The following is a 19,930-nucleotide window of genomic DNA, read 5'->3' on the forward strand; positions in this document are numbered from 1 at the left end:
GGACGTCCATAAAAATAAAAAAGACACATTCCGCCCAGCAGGCGGTACGTGTCTCCGGTAGTCCGGTAGATTTTTAACTATTCCCATAAAATTACTATGCTTTGATCAAAATCATACCCCCGAACCCCGGGAATGTCAATAGAAAAATCGGGATTCGCGTATGATTCGCCTAGCGTGCGCTCTTCTCCAGGAGCCGGTCCAACAATTCGTCCAGCGGCAGCGGCTGCTCCTTCGTGACTTGGATTCCGCTCTCGGACAGGAAAGCCAAAGTTGCCGTACGGTCGCAGGTGACCAGTTGAGGAAACGGTACCTCACTCCATTCGACCGCACCCGGGATATCCGCCAGACTGGGCAGCGCTTCTCCGGTTAACCAAAGCCTGCGCCACGAGGCGCTTAACGCATCTTTTTCGTAAGGGCCTTCCAAAGCGCCGTTTCTCAGCAAAAGAATACAATCCGCAAACTGCCGGATATCTTCGACCGAATGGGTGGACAGCAGAACAGTCCGCTCCATGATCTCCGCATCCTCGACGAGCATCTGCTTCAGACGATTGCGGCTGGCGATATCCAGACCGTTCGTCGGCTCGTCGAGCAGCAGCAGAGGCGCATGCGTACTCAGCGCGAGCGTTAACGCCGCTTTCTTTCGTTCCCCCTGCGACATCTTGCCGTAACTTTTATCCAGCGGAATACGAAAAGACGCGGCGCGCCGCACAAAATCGTCATCGTCCCACGATGCGTACCAGCCGCCGATAAAACCCCTCATCTGCTGCAGCGTAAAGGGCTCGCAGCCGTCCAGCGGATCGGGGACAAAAGCGGTATGCGTCTTAATGGCCTGCTCCTCCAGCTCATACGTATGCCCGAAAATTTCCAGCTCGCCTGAGGTCGGCTTCATCAGATTCATAAGGCACTTGAGCAGCGTCGTTTTGCCCGAGCCGTTCGGGCCTACTAACGCATACGTCAGTCCGGGTTCCAGCACGACATCGATCGGTCCCAGCCGGAAGTCGTCTCGCTGTTTCACGAAGCGCTCCAGCCGAAGAGGACTTAGGGAAGTCATCCGTCTCGCCTCCTTTCTTGCAGCATTTCCGCCAAGATCTGCTCGAACGTCTGCCGCGTTTGCTTCGGATCGTTTTGCAGCCGGAAGCTCATTTCAATCGCCGCGCGGAACGCTTGATGCAGACTGGCGTCCGCGACCTGCTTCTTTTCGCCCTCCTGCACATCCGCTACGAACGTTCCTTTTCCTTGCACGGTTTGGATGAATTTGCGCTGCTCCAGATTTTGATAAGCCCGGTTCACCGTAATGACGCTGCAGGCCAAGTCGCTGGCCAGTGACCGGATCGAAGGAAGCGGCGTCCCCGGTTTGAGCTGGCCGCTCACGATGAACGATATCAGCTGCTGTTCAATTTGATGATAGATCGGCTCCCGGCTATGTTCCGAGATGTGTATCGGTAGCTGTATCGCTGCCGCCTCCTTTCTGAGAAGTCCGGTGAACGCCCGGCCGCTGTGCGATCGGACCGCCCCTAGGGAAGATCCTTGCGCGCAAGCCGGTACATTAAGGCCTGTTGGAACCCCGCCACGCCAAGCACGGCCACAAGTACGGACAAGACCATGGCAACCGGCGGATTTCCCCGTGCCCATTCAAACACCCATAAATAAACCGGTTGTCCAAAATGCGAGTAGAACATTAAGATTGCCACAACGATCAGCAGCAGCCCCGCAAAAGCGCCGATAAGTATCGCTTTGCCGTTCGTTCCGAATTCAAGATACGGATTGATGCCGCTGACCGCAAAGGCGTAGCCGACCCAGACAAATACAAAGGCGGCGTACTCCGCCACGGACAGCACGCCGAGCAGAGCGGGGCCGCTGAACGTTACGAAGACGGAAACACAGACGAGCAGGGATATTCCAAGACACATCATCATATACAGCATCCGGCTCCAGACTACGACCTTTAACGGAATGGCCCACATCCGGAAAAAGCGCAGCCGCTTCAAAAACGGCTCCTCCGACGCCAAGTAACCGAAAGAGATGTATTCTCTGGAAAAGGCAAGCGAGCCGAGCGTAGGAACGACGGCAATCAGCCATAAATCCACGGGAAAAGAAACGCCCGGCTGCATATTGCCGCGCTCGTCTCCCGCCAGCACGCGCACCATATCGTACGCCAGAAAGTACCCGATCAAGGCCGAGAACAGAACGTTGGCCAGCAGCGCAATATATTTATGTTTTAACTCATTCCATGCAATCCGGCAAGCATCACGCATGTCCACTCACGCTCCAGATTATTGATTCATGCGGGTCAGCCCGAAAAGATCGACGCCGTAAGCGGCGGCTGCGGCGAACAGGATCGTCCAGAACGCCAGCGAGCACGTCATCCAGAACAGGACGGGGCCGCGCGGCGCTTTGAACAGCATGGCGAATCCCGCCGCAATCTCCGTCCCGATCAGGATGGGACCGAGAAAGGCAAGGCCCGGCAGCCCGTACCGGACAAACAGACGGTAGGCCCGCTGGCTTCGCTTGCTTTCGCTTGCTCCACTGCGTTTGCTGCGCCATGCGTTCCAGCGGTCGAACAAGAAAACGACGAGCAGCACGGTAATCCAATTCCCCAGAAAAGCCAAAATCGTTGTGGCAACCGGGTTTAAGTCAAGCATGGCGATACCTAGCACTACGACAAAAGCCGATTCCACCCAAGGCAGCACCGCAAGAACGAAAACGGCAAGATAAGACCATTCTTTCAGAAATTCAGCAATCATGCAATACTCACTCCTCTGAAGGTGTATAACTGTATATATTAATATATACACTATATCACCAATTGAAGATTGTCAACGATCCTCCGCCCGGGAAGCAAAAAAAAGACACGCCCCGCGTTCAACGGTACGTGTCTTTTATCCGGTAAATTTTAATATCGCTGTTATACGTTTTCCAGTCGCTGCGTTTGATGACCGACAGGCACGCCCGAAGCTCGAACTTCAGGTGTCCGGGAAACCGGCGGACGGTTCTCCCAGCACTCGACGTCTTCTAACCCCTCAATGCTGTCCTTGTAAAACACCGGATCAAGCCCGGCCTTCTTCTGCTTCATGTAATCCTGCAACGCTGCAAAAGCGATTTTGGACAGCCACAGGATCGCAATCAAGTTTACGATAACCATCAGACCCATAAATAGATCGGCCAAATCCCATACCAATTGCACCTTCGCGACTGAACCGAAGACGACCATGGCAATCGCGCCGAGCCGGTAGACCAGCAGCCATTTTTTGCTTGTGCTTAAAAATTGAATATTCGTTTCCCCGTAATAATAGTTACCAATGAGCGCACCAAAGGCAAACAGGAACACAAAAATCGCAAGACAGCCGGATGCCCAAGAGCCGATGTGCTGGCTTAATGCCGCTTGTGAAAGCGCAATGCCACTTAGCCCCGGTTGTTTGTACGCATCGGAGAGCAAAATAATAAACGCCGTGCTTGTACAGACGATGAGTGTATCCGTTAATACGCCAAAGGCTTGAATCAATCCTTGTTTCACCGGATGACTTGTGGTTGCCGTTGCGGCAACATTCGGAGCGCTCCCCATACCTGCTTCGTTCGAAAATAGCCCCCGCTTCGTTCCATGCATGAGAGCAGCGCCAATGGAACCGCCTGCGAATTGCTGAAAGCCAAACGCATTTTTAACAATAAGCGAAAGCACTTCCGGCATTTTGGTAATGTTGATCAGCACGACAAACAATGCAACGCCAATGTATAATACGGCCAGAATCATAACCTTGTATTCCGCCATTTTGGCAATACGCTTTACACCGCCGAAAATAATCACGGCGAAAGCAATGGTCATGAGAATTCCCAACGTTAAACGATTCGTGCCGAATGCGTTCTCAAAGGCGATCGTAACCGTATTGGATTGCACGGAATTGAAAATAAAACCGAACGTAACGGTAATCAAAATGGCGAAGAACACGCCCATCCAACGCTGCTTTAAGCCTTTCTCCATATAATAGGACGGGCCGCCGCGGAAGCCAAGCTTATCTTTCGTTTTATAGACCTGCGCTAACGTGCTCTCAACAAAGCTGGATGCTGAACTGATGATGGCAATAATCCACATCCAGAAGACCGCCCCTGGGCCACCTAACGCTATGGCAATGGCAATCCCTGTAATGTTGCCCGTTCCCACGCGGGCGGCCATCCCAATGGCGAACGCCTGAAAAGGGGAAATATCGTCTTTGGAGGAGCCTGACTTCCCTTCCTTTAAAACACGAACCATCTCTTTCAGCATGCGGACCTGCAGGAATTTCAATTTAAACGTGAAATAAAGTCCCGCAGCAACGAGCAGCACAATCAATAATTTTCCCCAGAAAAATTCGTTGATTTCGCCAACAATACTCTGCAGCAATTCTTGCATAGTTTCACCTCGTGTCAAATGAATGTTAAAAATACCCGGACCCCAATGTTACGCGATAGGCTGCAAGAGCTTTACCGCCGGCAACGATACCTTGGCAGCCAAGGAGCGCCCGTGAAAACCGGTACTGCCAGCCGCCCACTGCCGGATCAATCGGAGCATAGACGTGCCCGCAAGATCCGTTTCGATCAAGTGTTGCTTAAAGCTTGCTCAACCTCCAACTATCCGGTCTGCTTCAATCGTAGGTTCAGCCCGTCTGCATTGATCTGGGAGTTCCAGCCAATGCCTTTCCCATTCATCCCGGGCGATCCGAACGTTGGCAATCCCTGAGAGCTCCCATCGGTCTGGCGTTACCCCACTCAAGCGCATTTCCCCGTTACAATCGCGACATGAACGAAAACGCTTTCAACGCTTTTATGAAACTGTGGTTTATTTTACTTTTCGGACTACAGAATGAAACAGAAAACTACAACGTATGAAAAATTATCTTTTGGAATGAATGGAATTTTTTCACCTCATCCATACTGAAAAGTGCGATAAAACGGAGCTTCGCAACAAACAAAAAGACGCAACTCGCTCTGCGCGAATACGTCTATCGTCCATTTGAAAACCTATACATTTACATTTTTGATCTTTTTAAGGTTATAATAGAATTGTTGGAATACATGGCAAGTCATTCTCTTATTCCAAGGAGGAGCCCGTCCATGTCAGACTATCAAATCCGCTTATTGAAAGCGTTCTCGCTGCTGCTGTTTCTTCTATTAGTGATGGGCATCGAATATTACAGCCAGCTTCACGGCTGAACAGGCTCTTTCTGCTCGTCCGACCCGCTTCGTTTGCGGGCGCGCAGCTGTTCCGTCAGCTTCCGCCCCGTTGGCGTCTGGGCCAGCCCGCCTAGCGCCGTTTCCCGGTGCTCGCGCGGCATCGCCCGGCCGACCGACAGCATGACGCCGATCACTTCATCCGACGGAATGACGCTGCGAACGCCGGCCAGCGCCATGTCCGCAGCGGCGAGCGCATTGACGGCGCCAAGCCCGTTGCGCACGATGCACGGAATTTCCACGAGTCCGGCAACCGGGTCGCAGATCAGGCCCAGCGTATTTTTTAACGCCAAGCCGACCGCATGCATCGCCTGCTCCGGGCTGCCGCCGCGCATTTCGACCAGCGCGCCCGCCGCCATCCCGATGGCGGAACCGACCTCGGCCTGGCAGCCGCCCTCCGCCCCGGAAATGGACGAATTGTTGGCGATGACATACCCGATCGCTCCCGCGCAAAACAGTCCTTCGACCAGCTTCTCGTCCGGCCAGCCGAACCGTTCCTGCGAGCTGACGAATACGCCGGGGATAATGCCGCAGGAGCCCGCCGTCGGTGTCGCCACCACGCGGCCCATCGAAGCGTTCACTTCCGATACGGCAAGCGCATAGGCCATCGCCGTGCTCGCTTCGCGGCCGGAGGAAGGATCGCCGCTTGCCGCGAAGGAAGCGACCCGGCCGGCGTCGCCGCCCGTCAGTCCGCTCCGCGAAGCCGTCGGCTGTTCGATGCCCCGCCGCACCGCTTCTTTCATCGTTTGATAATATTCCGCCATCTGGCGAATGACCTGCTCCCTCGTCTCGCCGGTTTCCTTCGCCTGCTCCTCAATCATGAGGCGTGCGACCGTCGTCGATTCCGAGCGGCATAGTTCGGCTAGCTGCCGCAGCGTTTGAAATCTCATGCTCTCCCGCTCCTTTGTGCCAAATCGATGATCGTCGCGTCCGCCACGTCCGGCAGCAGACGAATGGACTCCAGCATGCCCTCCGGCGGAGCCGAATCCATCTCGATAACCGTCATCGCTTCGCCTTGACGACCCTTGCGGTCGACATCCATAAAGCCAATATTGACTCCCGCCTCGCTGACGACCTTCGTAATCGAAGCAAGAATTCCCGTTCGGTCCGAATGCTTGATCACCAGCATCGGGTACTGCGCTGTGCAGCTGACATCAAAGCCGTTCAGCGAATGAATCTCAATATTGCCCCCGCCGATGGAAGCGCCCAATACCTCCGCATAGCGATCGCCCGCCCACAGCTCGATTTTGGCCGAGTTCGGATGAGGCGCGGCTCCGGAACTCGGCTCGAACGTGATCTCCATGCCGAGCGACCAGGCTTCCTCCAGCACTTGCGGAATGCGGGGATCGTCCGTATCGTAGTCGAGCAGCCCTCCGGCGATCGCCAGATCCGTGCCGTGGCCCCAGTACGTCTCCGCGAACGATTCGTACAGGAGCACACGGGCTTTTTCCGGCCTGCAGCCGAGGAGCTGCCGCGCCACACGGCCGATGCGAACCGCACCGGCCGTGTGGGAGCTGGACGGACCGACCATCGCCGGTCCGATAATCGTAAATACATGCTTAAAGCGCATTGGACATACCCTCTTTCAACGGTTCGTCCGCTTTGTCGGTCGTTTAGTCCTGGCTTGCGACGAATTCGCCGTAGGCTTCGGCGGTAAGCAAGCTCTCGAGCGCTTGGCCGATTTCCCCGTCGATTTCCACTTCCACGATCCAGCCGGCGCCGTACGGCTCGCTGTTGACCAGCTCCGGCGAATCGAGCAGCGCTTCGTTCACCTTCGTCACCGTCCCCGCGACCGGGCTGAACAGATCGGATACCGTCTTGACGGATTCGATCGTTCCCATCGGCGCATGCGCCTCCAGCTTGGCTCCGAGCTTCGGCAGCTCGACAAATACAATGTCCCCGAGCTGATGCTGGGCAAAATCCGTAATGCCGATCCGCACGGACGTCGCCCCGATCTTTTCCGCCCATTCATGCTCTTCCGTATAACGCAATCCCGCTTTCACTTCACTCATCGTCAGCACCCTTTTCTCCTGGAATGAATAGATCCCTATCGCTTTGAAAACGCGGGCAGCAGCATGACGGCGGCTCTGCCCCTATCGTGTTGTCGCCCGGCCTTGCATGCCGTCCGGCCGAGCGGTCTGCTTCCTCTTAGCGTCTCCGCCGATACCGGCGCTTTATCCGCGCCAGCCGAAACACCGGTCGTGCAGACCGGATTGAAGCGCTTCCACTCGGATTATCCGATAGCGCCTGCTTGCTTGCAAACGCCAAAAAAGGACAGGAAAAGGCATCTCGCCTTGTTCTCTGTCCCGGGTACCTGAGAGTTTAGGGCCGCTCGTCGCGCCGTTACCCCTTTGGTGGCTTACGCTCTCTCCAGAGGCGCGTCGGATGGCGGTACGTTTACCTGAGAGATTAATCGCCATTCGGCAGGTTTGGCGACTTGCTCCTTCGGTGCCTTACGCGGACTTATCGCGGCCGCTCCGGTCTCTCCCAACCATCGTCATTCGCTGTATTTCACATCTCCTTCAAGAGTAATTCAACCGGATAGGGATGTCAAGAATCCGCATCAAAATGTTGCCTGACGTTTACGGTTGACACAGGCCTGCTCTTTAGAGTATTAATGAATATAGAACTATGCAACCGAATAACGCGGATGAACGTAAAGGGAGAGATTACCGGAACGTACGGTAGCGCCGAAGGAGTAAGCCCGCCGAGCCGGGTGAATCTCTCAGGCAAAAGGACCTCTACCGGACGCAACTCTGGAGAGCACCCTCCTTGCTTTAAGCAAGCTCAGGGTCACCCAAGGGGAAACTTGTACGGCCGCTTCCATCCTGGAAGACGGCTGCAAGGTAACTCTCAGGTACAAAGGACAGAGCGAAAAGACAGCGCAGGCATGCGATTTTGGCATGCTTGTCTGCCTTTTCGTCCTGTCCTTTTTTGGCTTGAAGCGTTTTGCAATCCCATACTACGACCGAGGTGATTCGATTGAATCCGTCATTGAAAAGAACGCCGCTGTTCCCTTTGTATGCCGAATACCCCGGTGTCCGCTGCATCGACTTCGGCGGCTGGGAGCTGCCGGTCCAATTCACCGGCATTGGACGTGAACACGAAGCGGTCAGACAGCAGGCCGGCCTGTTCGACGTATCGCACATGGGCGAATTTCTCGTGACCGGGACCTTCGCGGAGACGTTCCTCCAGCGGGTCACGACGAATGATGTCTCGCGGCTTGCCGACGGCCAGGCGCAGTATACGCTGATGTGCTACGAGGACGGGGGCGTCGTCGACGACCTGCTCGTCTACCGGCTGTCGGCCGATCAATTTATGCTCGTCGTCAACGCCTCCAATATCGACAAAGACTTCCTCTGGCTGGAATCGAATCTGCTTGGCGATGTCTCCCTGGAGAACAAATCAGATACGACGGCCCTTCTGGCGCTGCAAGGTCCGAACGCTCAAGCGATTGCCGCGCGCGTCACGGAAGCCGATTTGAATGCGCTCTCACCGTTCCATTTTATTCCTGAAGCCAAGGTATGCGGCGTGACCGTGCTCGTCTCCCGCACCGGCTACACCGGCGAAGACGGCTTCGAGTTTTACGTCGCCGCGGATGACGCCCCCGCGCTGTGGAAAGGGCTGATGGAAGCGGGAGAGCCGCTCGGTCTGACGCCTGCCGGACTAGGCGCGCGGGATACGCTGCGGTTTGAAGCCAAGCTGCCGCTGTACGGGCAGGAGCTTTCGGACAAGATCACGCCGCTGGAGGCGGGTCTCGGCTTCTTCGTCAAGCTGGCGAAGGACGACTTTATCGGCCGGAACGCGCTGCTCCGCCAGAAGGAAGAAGGCGTGCCGCGCAAGCTCGTCGGCATCGAGATGATCGACCGGGGTATTCCCCGCTCCCATTATCCCGTCTATGCCGGCGACCGGCAGATCGGCGAAGTGACCACCGGAACACAGTCTCCTACGCTTAAACGAAATCTAGGTCTGGCGCTGGTTCAAGCGGAATACGGCGAGCCGGGCACCGAAGTGGAAGTGGAAATCCGGGGCAACCGGTTGAAGGCCGTTGTCGTCAAAGCGCCGTTCTATCGGCGCAATGTACAATCCTAACAGAAGCGAGAACCGACAAGGAGTGAAACCATACAATGAGCGTCAAACACCGGTATTTGCCGATGACCGACCGGGATCGGGCCGACATGCTGCGCACGATCGGCGTCGACTCGGTCGAAGAGCTGTTTCGAGACATTCCTGAACCGATCCGCTACCGCGGCACGCTGCCGATGTCCGGCGCGCTGGACGAAATCTCGCTGTTAAAGCATATGAAGCAGCTCGCTTCGCGCAATGCGGATACGAGCCAATACGCCAGCTTTCTGGGCGCGGGCCTGTACGATCATCACGTGCCCGTCGTCATCAATCATATGATTTCCCGTTCGGAATTTTATACGGCCTACACGCCGTATCAGCCGGAAATCAGCCAAGGGGAGCTGCAGGCGATTTTCGAATTCCAATCGTACATTTGCGAGCTGACCGGCATGAAGGTCGCCAACGCCAGCATGTACGACGGCGCGACGGCGCTGGCCGAAGCGGGCGCTCTCGCCAGCGGAGCCACACAGCGGAAGGAGATCGTCATCTCGCGGACCGTCCATCCCGAGGCGCGCGAAATTATGCGCACGACGGCGCGCGGCCTCAACCTGACTGTGGTAGAGGTCGACTATGCGGACGGCGTGACCGATCTGGAGCAGCTTAAAGCTGCGGTGACCGACGATACCGCCGCTGTCATCGTGCAGTCGCCGAACTTCTTCGGCTGCATCGAGGATCTGGCGGCGATCGAACCGATCGCTCACAGCCGCAAAGCGCTGTTCGTCGTCAGCACGAATCCGATGTCGCTCGGACTGCTGGAAGCGCCCGGCAAGCTGGGTGCGGATATCGTCGTGGGCGATGCCCAGCCGCTCGGCATTCATCCGGCGTTCGGCGGCCCGACCTGCGGATTTTTCGCCGTCTCCGAGCCGCTGATGCGCCGCATGCCCGGCCGGATCGTCGGTCAGACGGTCGACCGCGACGGCAAGCGCGGCTTCGTGCTTACGCTGCAAGCCCGGGAGCAGCACATCCGCCGCGAGAAAGCGACCTCGAACATTTGTTCGAACCAGGCGCTGCTGGCCTTGTGCGCCTCCATCTACCTGTCCACAATGGGCAAGGAAGGAATGCGCGAAGTGGGAAGCCTGAATCTGCAGAAATCCCACTATGCCGCGCGCGAGCTGGCGAAGCTCGAAGGCCCGTCGCTGCCGTTCACGGCGCCTTTCTTCAACGAATTCGTCGTGAGCCTTCCGGCGAACGCGAATATCACGGACTTGAACGAACGGCTGCTGGAAGCCGGATTTATCGGCGGGCTCGATCTGGGCCGCTATTATCCTGAGCTTCAGAACCATATGCTCGTCGCCGTCACCGAAAAACGGACCAAAGCCGAAATTGACGAATTTGCAGCACGATTGGGGGAACTCGTATGAAACCGGAAAAAGCGCTCATTTTCGAGCTGAGCCAGCCGGGGCGCGTCGCCTACTCGCTGCCCGCTTGCGACGTCCCGGAGACGGAAGCCGCCGAGCTGGTTCCGTCCCACCTGCTTCGCAGCGAGCCCGCCGCCCTGCCGGAAGTGTACGAGGTCGACGTGATCCGGCATTACACCGAGCTGTCGCGCCTCAACTTCGGCGTGGACAACGGCTTTTATCCGCTCGGCTCGTGCACAATGAAATACAATCCGAAAATTAACGAAGATACGGCGCGTTTCCCCGGGTTCGCCGGAATTCACCCGTATCAGCCGGAATCCAGCGTTCAAGGGGCGCTGGAGCTGCTGTACACGCTCCAGAACGATCTCGCCGCGCTCACCGGCATGGATCAGGTGACACTGCAGCCGGCCGCGGGAGCGCACGGCGAATGGACGGGGCTCATGATGATCCGCGCTTACCACGAAAGCCGGGGCGAGACGCGGACCAAGGTCATCGTGCCGGACTCCTCGCACGGGACGAATCCGGCCAGCGCAACGACGGCCGGCTTCGAGACGCTGACGATCAAGTCGAACGAGCAGGGCCTCGTCGATCTTGACGCGCTGCGCGCGGCGGTCGGTCCCGACACGGCCGCGCTCATGCTGACAAATCCGAGCACGCTCGGCTTGTTCGAGGAGCACATCGTGGAGATCGCGGAAATCGTTCACGCCGCAGGCGGATTGCTCTACTATGACGGAGCCAACTCCAACGCGATCATGGGCATTACGCGCCCCGGCGACATGGGCTTCGACGTCGTGCATCTCAACCTGCACAAGACGATGAGCACACCGCACGGCGGCGGCGGTCCGGGCGCAGGGCCGGTCGGCGTGAAAAGCAAGCTCGTTCCGTTCCTGCCGAAGCCGATCGTAGCCCGCCGCGAGGACGGCACGTTCTACCTTGACTCTGATCGTCCGAACTCGATCGGACGGGTGAAGGCTTACAATGGCAACTTCGGCATTCTCGTCCGGGCGTATACGTACATCCGCACGTACGGTCCGGAGGGGCTCCGCGAAGTATCGGAATGCGCCGTGCTGAACGCCAACTACATGATGCACCGGCTGGCTCCGTATTACGAGATGCCTTATCCGGGCGTCTGCAAGCACGAGTTCGTCATGTCCGGACGCGGCCTCAAAAAGTACGGCGTGCGGACGCTCGACGTCGCCAAGCGCCTGCTCGATTTCGGCTACCATCCGCCGACCATCTACTTCCCGCTCAACGTCGAGGAATGCATCATGATCGAGCCGACGGAGACGGAAAGCAAGGAAACGCTCGACGCGTTTATCGATACGATGATCCGGATCGCGAAGGAAGCCGAGGAGCAGCCGGACCTGCTCTTGAACGCACCGTACACGACCGTTGTCCGACGGCTTGATGAAACGCTGGCCGCCCGCAAGCCGGTGCTGAACTGCACCTGCGGGTAAAATCCGAGCTTTAAAAATAACACTCGCACTGCGCGAAAAACAAAACCCCGGCCGCCTGCGGAAGTCCGTTGTTACAGGACCTCCGCCGAAGCGGCCGGGGTTTCCTTTTCACATGGATGGGAGTGAAATTCAGGTAGAACGACGCGGCTTTAAATTATTGAATTTAATGATACTGAAAATCTGCCGCAAGGACAAGAAAGGTATTGAACAACTAATTTATTGTATACTCGCTTACTTCGAAAGTGAGAATCTTGTCAAAAATAAAATATTCATTTCTTTCAGTAAAGGGGCCTTTATTATTCTCATGTTTATCAATAGGATATGATGCTGTACCTGTACCGGCTTGCTTGGCTTCATACCACTGGATAAATGAATTGACTTCAAACATCGATAAGTCAAACTCTTTTTCTAAGCCATTTACTAAAGTGATTGTCAAAATTGCTCTATTAGCAGATTCTAACTTAGCAGAGGCTTCGTTAGATGTAATAGTCTCAGTGGAACCAATAGTAGCTGTCACAATATAGTAATATGTGATTCCGCTCGACACATTCTTATCTAAATAGGAATTGCCTGTCACATTACTAGCGATTGTGGTGTAAGGTCCACCTGATGTCGTGGAACGTTTAATATTGTAACCAGTAGCACCTTCATATACTGACCAATCCAAATAAATAGCTTTGTCTTTCCCTGTGGCAGTGAGAATAATTGTTGCTTCACTATCGTCAAATACTTCTACACTTCCTACTGGTGCATTGGATGAGGTACTTTGGCTTCCACCAATAACATATATTTTTCCGTTATAAGTAATTGCTCCTGAACCGCTTCTTGCATAATTTAAGCTCGGTACAACTGACCATTTATCTAGTACCGGATCATAAGCTTCCACCGAATTCGTTTCGGCGTCTGGACTTACACCGCCAATTGCGTAGATTTTCCCAGATAGTACAGTAGCGCTTAATCCTCCTCTTGTCACAGATAGGCTTGGTTTTGATGTCCATTTATCTATTGTTGGATCATATTCATTAAATAAATTTACAGAGTACACTCTGGAACTATATGTATATCTGCCGCCTACTAAATAAATTTTATTGTTGAGTGTTACCGCTACAGATCCGTGAAGAGCTTGCTGCATATCGGATCTCGCTGCCCATGTATCCGATGCAGGATCATATACTTGTACTGTTCGAACTGAATTAATACTACTTGTTAGCCCCCCGAAAACGTATACTTTTCCGTCATAGGCTACTGCCGAAACACTTGCTAATGAAGAGGGCATATTGGCTTTTTTCGTCCAAGTATCTGTAGCAGGATCGTACATTTCTACCGAATTTATTACCGATCCTCCATTAAAGGTGTAATAATTGCCGGTGTATCCGCCGAAAACATATATCTTTCCATCTACTACAGCAGCAGAACTTAATGTTCTAGCCGTATGCATGCTCGCTGCAGTTGTCCATACTTTTGAATTGGGATCGTAAACTTGTACGTCACTAAATGAGGTGCTGCCACTCGATCCTCCAATAGAATTAATTTTCCCGTTAATTTGTGCAACCGTAACGCCAGCCCTTGCATTGGGCATATTACTTTGAACTTCCCAAACACGGTTTTCATCAGCCAATGCTGTAGAGGAAAATAACAAAATAATGGTGACAAGCATTAAAATAACTTTTTTCCACATGGAGATCGCCTCCTTAATCCGTTGATTTATCGTGCTGGAACGTATTCGTTGATTCCAAAAGTTAAAATCTTATCATAGACGATGTAGTCTTTTCTACTTTTGAAAGGACCTATATTATTTTCATGCTTATTAAATATAAATAATGCAGCCCCAGAACCGGCTGATTTTTTTTCGTACCAATCCAGAAAAGCATTTACCTCATCCAAACTAAGGTCATATTCCTTCTCCAGCCCAGTAGTAAGCGTTAGTGTCAGCAATACCCGATGTACAACTAATTCTGCCGGCGTGGCTGAAACTTCTTTTGAATTTTTACTTTCACCATCGGAATTAACAGCGCTGATGACATAATAGTACGTATTTCCGTTAGATACGGATAAATCAGTATACGTTGTTCCCGTTACTGTTGCTATAGTTGTGTATGGACCACCAGAAGCAGAAGCTCGCTTCAAATTATAACCAATCGCATTTGAAACAGAAGACCAGTTTAATTTTACTGAAGCGCTTCCAGCCGATGCTTTTAATTCATTGGGAGTCTCAGGAATTTGTGGGAGTGCGGCTTTGGCTTCGACGGAATTACTACTTTCACATCCGAAAGTAACAGTGCATACGACATAATAATAAGTAACTCCAGATATAGCTGAAGTATCTTTATAGAAATTAGAAGTTACTGCCGACGCAATCGTAGTATATGGTCCTCCAGCAGTAGTCGATCTTTTTACATTATACCCAGATGCTTGTGGGATAGAGTCCCAGTGAAGGGTGACAACACTGTTATCAATAGACGCTTGCAAATTAGTTGGTTGGAAGCCAATTAGCGAACCAGTTGCATCAATATCTACAGCGTCTAATTCCATCCAAGCTGACTGATTATTTGTTACCTCTACCATATGAATACCCGAATTTAGGCCTTTATTTTCAAACAACAGGACTTGAGCTATGGCAGTTGAGGAATACTGTGAAAATTCACCTGCTGGATTTCCATCAATTTTGACGCTGATATTATTTGATTTATTTTTATAAGTACCACCAATCAAACGAACCTGGGTTCCTTGAAAATAAAAAACGATTTTAGTTCCAATAGTAGCCGATCCAGTGTCTGTTTTGTTATACCAGTCTGGAACTGGAGAAAAACGAGTAGGAGTCGTTGACCAATAAATATTCGGGTCGGTATCGTCATACCGTTGCCATCCGCTTTCTGGAGAAGTTAATACTTCTCCCGGCTTTGCTGCATAAGCACTGGCTGAAAAAAGGAATACTGTCGCGAAAGTTGCTAACATTACAAATTTCATTGTCATTCTGCTAATCATAAATTCCTTGCCTCCATATTTATACATTTTCTATCTATTTGGGATGTTATATTTTTTGTCGTATTTTGTCTAATCATATATTTCTAAATTAGTTATTTATGATAAATCCAAGAAAAAAAGATGTTAAAAGTATTTTTGTATAAAATTAGTTGCATCTTTCTGATTAAAGAAATCATAGCTTCCCACTACCCTTCCAAACTTTCACGTAAAATGATGTCATTGCTGCGTGGATAACAAAAAAAGAAGCTGCCAAGGAGCAGCTCTTATTCGCATTTGTATTCAAATTTGCCTCACATTCGTATAACCGTTCCCCTGCATTTCGAGCGCATTCTTATCCACCACATAAGTCTTTGCAATCATATCGTGCAGCGCTTGTTTTTTCTGGGTGAATCCGGCCATGATGAAGCCGACGTACAGAGTACACACGGAAATCAGCTTGCTCCAATATCTGCCGCTCGCCCGCGCGAACGAGATCCTTTCGTTCCTTTCATCCACCACGACACTGCCTGTCGCAAGCTTTCCTAACGTCGCCTTCCATTTTGAAGATTCCATGATCGCAAAATACAACCATCCGGTAACAACGATGAGCAGGCCCCGTGCTCCCAAGGCAGCCCATACGATGGAAGTAGTGGATTGGGTCGATTTAAGAGCGAATGGAATCATAAGCAGATATTCAAACATGGTAAATACGCTGCCCAGAATCACACTGGCTACATAAAGAATGATTCCATCGAGAATATAAGCGCACAATCGTTTCCAAAATCCCGAATACATTTTCTCTCTTCCTCCCATATCTCTTCGTATTGCCATAATATCTGACGATTTGATCCTATGATTTCCAGATTATTATCGGCAGAAAGTCCGACTTTTTTTAGAAAATCAGGCTCGTCGGCACGAAAAAATGTTCAGAAATCGTTCGGGAGGCGAAAGCGAAATTCGTATGCTTATTTCATGGCGGTGGCACCGCGAGATTCGCTTCGCGAACGGGCTGGCAGCACCCCGCTTCGAAGAAACAAGAGCAAGGAGACGATAAAACAAAGAACGGCAAACAGGCTGACCGAAACAAACCCATCAAGACGAGTGTACAGAACTCCGGCCACAGACGAAGCGAGCGTAGCTCCGAAATACATGGACGAGTTCGCCAAGGAGGAAATCGTTCCGCGTGCTGTAGAAGACAAGCCTTGCAGCAAGCTCATCATGAGCGGGAAAAGCATGCCCATAATAAAATAAATCAAAAAATAAGCCAGCTTTACATATGTAATACTTTTCATAAAGGAGAGGCTTGGAAAGATCAGGACGAGTACTACCATCCCCAAAATGAACGCGCTTCTTCCCCCCATCCTCTGCACCACGCTGCTGCCAAAAAAGCTGCTGAGCGTATTGCCCAGACCCAGAAACAGCAGCACCGTTCCAATCTCAGCGACGCCAAGCCCGAATTTGTCCGAAAGCCAGGTTCCGATAAAGGAGAAGGTGGCAAAGTTCCCGAGTTGAAACACAAAATAAGCGAGGAAAGCTTTTTTCGCCCTGGATTCGCGAAGCAGCGCACGATAGCGTCCGACAATGGAAGGAGCTTTCCCTTCGGCCGGCGGCGCCGGAATCGACGGCAGCACCAGAGCAATAAGCATCATGATCATAAACGAGGCGACCCCGATCGCGATAAACGGAGTATGCCATCCGTATGCAGCAAGATAGCTGCCAATGGGCACTCCGAGCATTTGCGCAACCGCAAGTCCGGCCGTTGCGATCCCCATCGCTTTTAATACTTTGCCGGATGGAACGATTTGCGGGATAGCTGCCCATACCTGCGGCGACACAAACGCACCGCTAACCCCCGCCAAAAAGCGGAAAAGAAGCATGGTCCAAAAGTCGGCGGCAACCCCGCAAAGCAGCGTAAACACACCGAAGCTGGCTATCCCCGCGATCATGACTTTTTTCCGGTTCCATCCGTCCGAGAGAGGCCCGGCAACGAGCGCAAACAGCGCATAGCCTAAGGCGTAGGCGGAAACAATCCAACCGGAGCGTTCGACCGAAACGCCGAAGGCTTCCCGAAGCGTCGGCAATAAAGGCGAAGCGATAAACGTATCGGTGCCGATAATAAACATGATGCAGAAAAACAACACGATGCCCCTATTCAAGATCCATAGCTCCTTTATTTCGTTATTTCGAAAATATTCGAATAATTGAAATATATCACTCCCTTTGGTATAATTCAACTACCGAAAATATTTTTCATGGAAGGCGATCGATCTTGAGGAAGCTTTTTCACCCGCAAGTTGATGAAATTAATTTATCTACCGTGCTCTATGCGCTCAGTGACGACATTCGGCTCCAAATTATCAAAAGCCTGGCGGACCACGGGGAGCAAGCCTGCAATCAGTTTGACATCCCGCTTCCGAATTCGACCCTCTCCCATCACTACAAGGTGCTTAGAGAATCGGGGGTTACGCATACGCGAATCGAAGGAACCCAGCGTTTTGTCTCCCTGCGTTACGACGATCTGAATGTTCGCTTCCCTGGCCTATTACAGGCCGTTCTTCAGGGTTTGGAGCCCCGAGCATAACCGCTTCCCTGAAACGCAAACAGGCCAGCCTTCACAACGAAGGTGGCCTTTGCTTACGCTGAATCAGCCCATTGCCTAATCCCAGTCCATGTAAAAGGTCGCCGTCAGCTTGCCGCTGGCACACTCGGGACAATCTAGTTCAACCGTCCTCGGATCGTCCGGTACGGGATGCATCGCTTCCCCACATTTCCCGCAGGAATAGGCGGTGACAAAATAATCGCTGTCCGACTTCATCTCCAGATAAAGCTCATTCCGGAGCGAACGGCATGCCGTGCAACGGTACAAGGCGTCATAAGCCTCGTATCGCGTGCTCGGTTCCTTCTCAAACTCGGCGATCCGCTTCTTAAGCGCCGCGTCCTGCACGAATGAAGCGATAGAGTGCAAATACACATACATGAATCCGATTCCTACAAAAACGTTCGCATGATAGCCGCAATTCGCGCAATCCAATTTATATGCTTCGCCCATATCTCCTCTACTCCCTCTCCGGAAAACCGAAACTACTCTATTATAACAAAAAAAGAAATACATTATTTTCAAAATAACCCCATTTTTTCATCAACCCGGCATTCAATGCGCAGCAAATACGATATAATAGACAACAAATACCGAGATTCTTCTAAAACGGATGTGTAAGGATGCTACATCTTTTTGTCGATATGCTCGAACGCGTCGGCTTCCTGATTGCGCTGGCGTTCGTCTTCTCTCGGAGCCGATGGATGCGAAGCTACATGAGCTACCAAGGGGAGCAGGCTCATCCGTGGCGCTTCGTTGTCTTTTTCAGCCTGTATGCGATTCTCGGCACGTATTCCGGGGTAACCGTGACCCCGTATTCGTACCAGCCAGCGCCATGGATCGGCGAAGTCTCCCCCACGGCCGCCATCGCCAACTCGCGGTCGATCGGCGTCGTCATCGCCGGACTGCTCGGCGGGGTGAAGAGCGGGCTGGTCGTCGGCATCATTGCCGGCCTGCACCGGTACAGCCTCGGCGGCTTCGTCGCTGTCGCCTGCATGCTGGCGCCCATCGCTCAAGGTATCCTCGCGGGATTGTGCCGCAACGCCGTCAAACGGAGGTTCCGGCATGCGACTTCGGCCAAGCCGGCGTTTGCCGTCGGTCTGATCGCAGAAGCGGTCCAGATGGCATTGATCCTGCTGCTGGCAAAACCATGGAACGAGGCGTTCGGGTTGGTCGCGCTGATCGGGATTCCGCAGGTAGTTGCGAACGGGATTGGGATATCCTTGTTTTTCATCGTGTATCATACGATGGAAAGCGAGGAGGACCGGATCGGGACGGAGCACGCGCGCAAAGCGCTCCACATCGCCGATCTCACGATGCCGCTGTGGCGGTTGGATTTTGACCGGGCGGTCCGGGAGGTTGCGAGAACGCTGCATGAGGAGACGAAGGCCGTCGGCGCTTACTTTTACAAAGACGATATGGAATGGGTCAAAGAAGGCCGCAAGACGCCGTATTGGGTCGATCTGCCGATGGAAATGCAAAATAAGAAGCTGATTGGCCGCTTCCGGTTGTTTTACGAGCGGAAGCAGGAGGATTCCCCGTCCCGGCGGCGGATGATGACAACGCTGGCGAGGCTTATTTCGCAGCAGTATGCTTTCGTGGAGGCAGAGCGGCAGGGACAGCTGTTGGCCGATGCCGAAATCCGCTCGCTGCAGGCGCAGATGAACCCGCACTTTTTATTCAACGTATTGAATACGGTCAAATCGTTCATCCGCACGAAGCCGGAGGAAGCGCGGCAGCTCATCACGCACCTGTCCAAATTTCTCCGCAAAAATATGAACGGCAGCAGCAAAACGCTGGTCTCGGTCCGCGACGAGCTTGAGCTTGTTACGTCCTACCTGAGCTTGACCAAGGCGCGGCTCGGCGATCAGCTGGAGTTTGTGACGGATATTGACGAAGCAGCGCTGGACTGCCGTATTCCTCCGTTTACGATTCAGCCGCTGGTAGAAAATGCGATTGTCCACGGGCTCCAAAACATCGGCAGACCCGGCATCATTCGCCTCGGCGTGAAGCAGGAGGCGTACGGCGGACAATACCGCGCCCGGATCACGGTGGAGGACAACGGCACAGGTATGTGCCTGGGCGTGGCAGGGGCGGCGGACGAGCATGCGGGCGTCGCGCTGCTCAACATCGTCCAGCGGCTCAGCTATCATTACGGTACGGAGAAGACGCTGCAGATCGATAGCGCACCGGGGAAAGGCACGAAAGTTAGCTTTTGGGTGAGGTGA

The 19,930-nt window shown here is 53.0% G+C and carries 18 protein-coding genes and 3 riboswitches; of the genes, 5 read left to right on the forward strand and 13 right to left on the reverse strand.

Annotated elements, in window-relative coordinates; all coding sequences use genetic code 11:
- Nucleotides 1-169: 169 nt before the first annotated feature.
- The 8 genes from KQX66_RS01675 to gcvH all read right to left on the reverse strand — a co-directional run bounded on the left by KQX66_RS01675 (nucleotide 170) and on the right by gcvH (nucleotide 7,214).
- Nucleotides 170-1,051, reverse strand: a complete 882-nt coding sequence (locus tag KQX66_RS01675; RefSeq protein ID WP_216788982.1) for an ATP-binding cassette domain-containing protein — start codon at nucleotides 1,049-1,051, stop codon at nucleotides 170-172.
- Complete coding sequence (locus KQX66_RS37735) at nucleotides 1,048-1,371, reverse strand: GntR family transcriptional regulator (RefSeq protein WP_413789278.1); 324 nt, start codon at nucleotides 1,369-1,371, stop codon at nucleotides 1,048-1,050. The genes KQX66_RS01675 and KQX66_RS37735 overlap by 4 nt, the downstream gene beginning before the upstream one ends.
- Before the next feature lie 143 nt (nucleotides 1,372-1,514).
- Nucleotides 1,515-2,255: a hypothetical protein gene (locus tag KQX66_RS01685; RefSeq protein WP_216788984.1), complete on the reverse strand. Its 741-nt coding sequence runs from the start codon at nucleotides 2,253-2,255 to the stop codon at nucleotides 1,515-1,517.
- Nucleotides 2,256-2,273: 18 nt separating this feature from the next.
- On the reverse strand, nucleotides 2,274-2,744 hold the full coding sequence (locus KQX66_RS01690; RefSeq protein ID WP_216788986.1) for a small multi-drug export protein: 471 nt from the start codon (nucleotides 2,742-2,744) through the stop codon (nucleotides 2,274-2,276).
- Between the two features lie 161 nt (nucleotides 2,745-2,905).
- Nucleotides 2,906-4,384: an alanine/glycine:cation symporter family protein gene (locus KQX66_RS01695; protein ID WP_216788988.1), complete on the reverse strand. Its 1,479-nt coding sequence runs from the start codon at nucleotides 4,382-4,384 to the stop codon at nucleotides 2,906-2,908.
- 790 nt (nucleotides 4,385-5,174) lie between these two features.
- Nucleotides 5,175-6,092 (reverse strand): L-serine ammonia-lyase, iron-sulfur-dependent, subunit alpha, encoded by a 918-nt coding sequence (sdaAA, locus tag KQX66_RS01700; protein WP_216788991.1) that lies wholly within the window; start codon nucleotides 6,090-6,092, stop codon nucleotides 5,175-5,177.
- Nucleotides 6,089-6,772: an L-serine ammonia-lyase, iron-sulfur-dependent subunit beta gene (gene sdaAB / locus KQX66_RS01705; RefSeq protein WP_216788993.1), complete on the reverse strand. Its 684-nt coding sequence runs from the start codon at nucleotides 6,770-6,772 to the stop codon at nucleotides 6,089-6,091. Before sdaAB ends, sdaAA begins: the two co-directional genes overlap by 4 nt.
- A 43-nt stretch (nucleotides 6,773-6,815) precedes the next feature.
- On the reverse strand, nucleotides 6,816-7,214 hold the full coding sequence (gene gcvH / locus KQX66_RS01710; RefSeq protein WP_216789689.1) for a glycine cleavage system protein GcvH: 399 nt from the start codon (nucleotides 7,212-7,214) through the stop codon (nucleotides 6,816-6,818).
- A 368-nt stretch (nucleotides 7,215-7,582) separates the two neighbouring features.
- Nucleotides 7,583-7,702, reverse strand: a riboswitch (glycine riboswitch).
- Nucleotides 7,703-7,852: 150 nt separating this feature from the next.
- A riboswitch (glycine riboswitch) is annotated at nucleotides 7,853-7,953 on the forward strand.
- Nucleotides 7,954-7,956: 3 nt separating this feature from the next.
- Nucleotides 7,957-8,074: riboswitch (glycine riboswitch) on the forward strand.
- Nucleotides 8,075-8,184: 110 nt separating this feature from the next.
- Between gcvH and gcvT the strand changes: the two genes are divergently transcribed.
- The 3 genes from gcvT to gcvPB are packed head-to-tail and all read left to right on the forward strand — an operon-like array spanning nucleotide 8,185 to nucleotide 12,142.
- Entirely contained in the window at nucleotides 8,185-9,294 is a 1,110-nt protein-coding gene (gene gcvT / locus KQX66_RS01715) for a glycine cleavage system aminomethyltransferase GcvT (protein WP_216788995.1), read from the forward strand.
- A 35-nt stretch (nucleotides 9,295-9,329) separates the two neighbouring features.
- Nucleotides 9,330-10,688 carry an aminomethyl-transferring glycine dehydrogenase subunit GcvPA gene (gene gcvPA / locus KQX66_RS01720; RefSeq protein WP_216788997.1) on the forward strand — a complete coding sequence of 453 codons (1,359 nt, stop codon included), beginning with the start codon at nucleotides 9,330-9,332 and terminating at the stop codon, nucleotides 10,686-10,688.
- Nucleotides 10,685-12,142: an aminomethyl-transferring glycine dehydrogenase subunit GcvPB gene (gcvPB, locus tag KQX66_RS01725; protein WP_216788999.1), complete on the forward strand. Its 1,458-nt coding sequence runs from the start codon at nucleotides 10,685-10,687 to the stop codon at nucleotides 12,140-12,142. Before gcvPA ends, gcvPB begins: the two co-directional genes overlap by 4 nt.
- A 211-nt stretch (nucleotides 12,143-12,353) precedes the next feature.
- Here the strand turns inward: gcvPB and KQX66_RS01730 are convergent, their stop codons facing one another.
- The 4 genes from KQX66_RS01730 to KQX66_RS01745 form a co-directional block, all read right to left on the reverse strand.
- Nucleotides 12,354-13,820, reverse strand: a complete 1,467-nt coding sequence (locus tag KQX66_RS01730; protein WP_216789000.1) for a Kelch repeat-containing protein — start codon at nucleotides 13,818-13,820, stop codon at nucleotides 12,354-12,356.
- Nucleotides 13,821-13,846: 26 nt separating this feature from the next.
- Nucleotides 13,847-15,127 carry a fibronectin type III domain-containing protein gene (locus tag KQX66_RS01735; RefSeq protein WP_216789001.1) on the reverse strand — a complete coding sequence of 427 codons (1,281 nt, stop codon included), beginning with the start codon at nucleotides 15,125-15,127 and terminating at the stop codon, nucleotides 13,847-13,849.
- A gap of 279 nt (nucleotides 15,128-15,406) precedes the next feature.
- Entirely contained in the window at nucleotides 15,407-15,901 is a 495-nt protein-coding gene (locus KQX66_RS01740) for an RDD family protein (RefSeq protein ID WP_216789003.1), read from the reverse strand.
- A gap of 170 nt (nucleotides 15,902-16,071) precedes the next feature.
- Nucleotides 16,072-17,262, reverse strand: coding sequence for an MFS transporter (locus KQX66_RS01745; protein WP_216789005.1), 1,191 nt, complete (start codon nucleotides 17,260-17,262; stop codon nucleotides 16,072-16,074).
- 113 nt (nucleotides 17,263-17,375) lie between these two features.
- Here KQX66_RS01745 and KQX66_RS01750 point away from each other — a divergent pair, with 113 nt between their 5' ends.
- On the forward strand, nucleotides 17,376-17,687 hold the full coding sequence (locus KQX66_RS01750; protein ID WP_010493600.1) for an ArsR/SmtB family transcription factor: 312 nt from the start codon (nucleotides 17,376-17,378) through the stop codon (nucleotides 17,685-17,687).
- A 75-nt stretch (nucleotides 17,688-17,762) separates the two neighbouring features.
- On the opposite strand, the gene KQX66_RS01755 is transcribed toward KQX66_RS01750, so the two are convergent.
- A complete protein-coding gene (locus tag KQX66_RS01755) occupies nucleotides 17,763-18,155 on the reverse strand; it encodes an FmdB family zinc ribbon protein (protein ID WP_216789007.1) in 393 nt (130 codons plus the stop codon).
- Nucleotides 18,156-18,325: 170 nt separating this feature from the next.
- Here KQX66_RS01755 and KQX66_RS01760 point away from each other — a divergent pair, with 170 nt between their 5' ends.
- Nucleotides 18,326-19,930: a LytS/YhcK type 5TM receptor domain-containing protein gene (locus KQX66_RS01760; protein ID WP_216789010.1), complete on the forward strand. Its 1,605-nt coding sequence runs from the start codon at nucleotides 18,326-18,328 to the stop codon at nucleotides 19,928-19,930.

Origin of the sequence: Paenibacillus oleatilyticus (assembly GCF_018998565.1) — a bacterium.
GTDB lineage: Bacteria > Bacillota > Bacilli > Paenibacillales > NBRC-103111 > Paenibacillus_G > Paenibacillus_G oleatilyticus.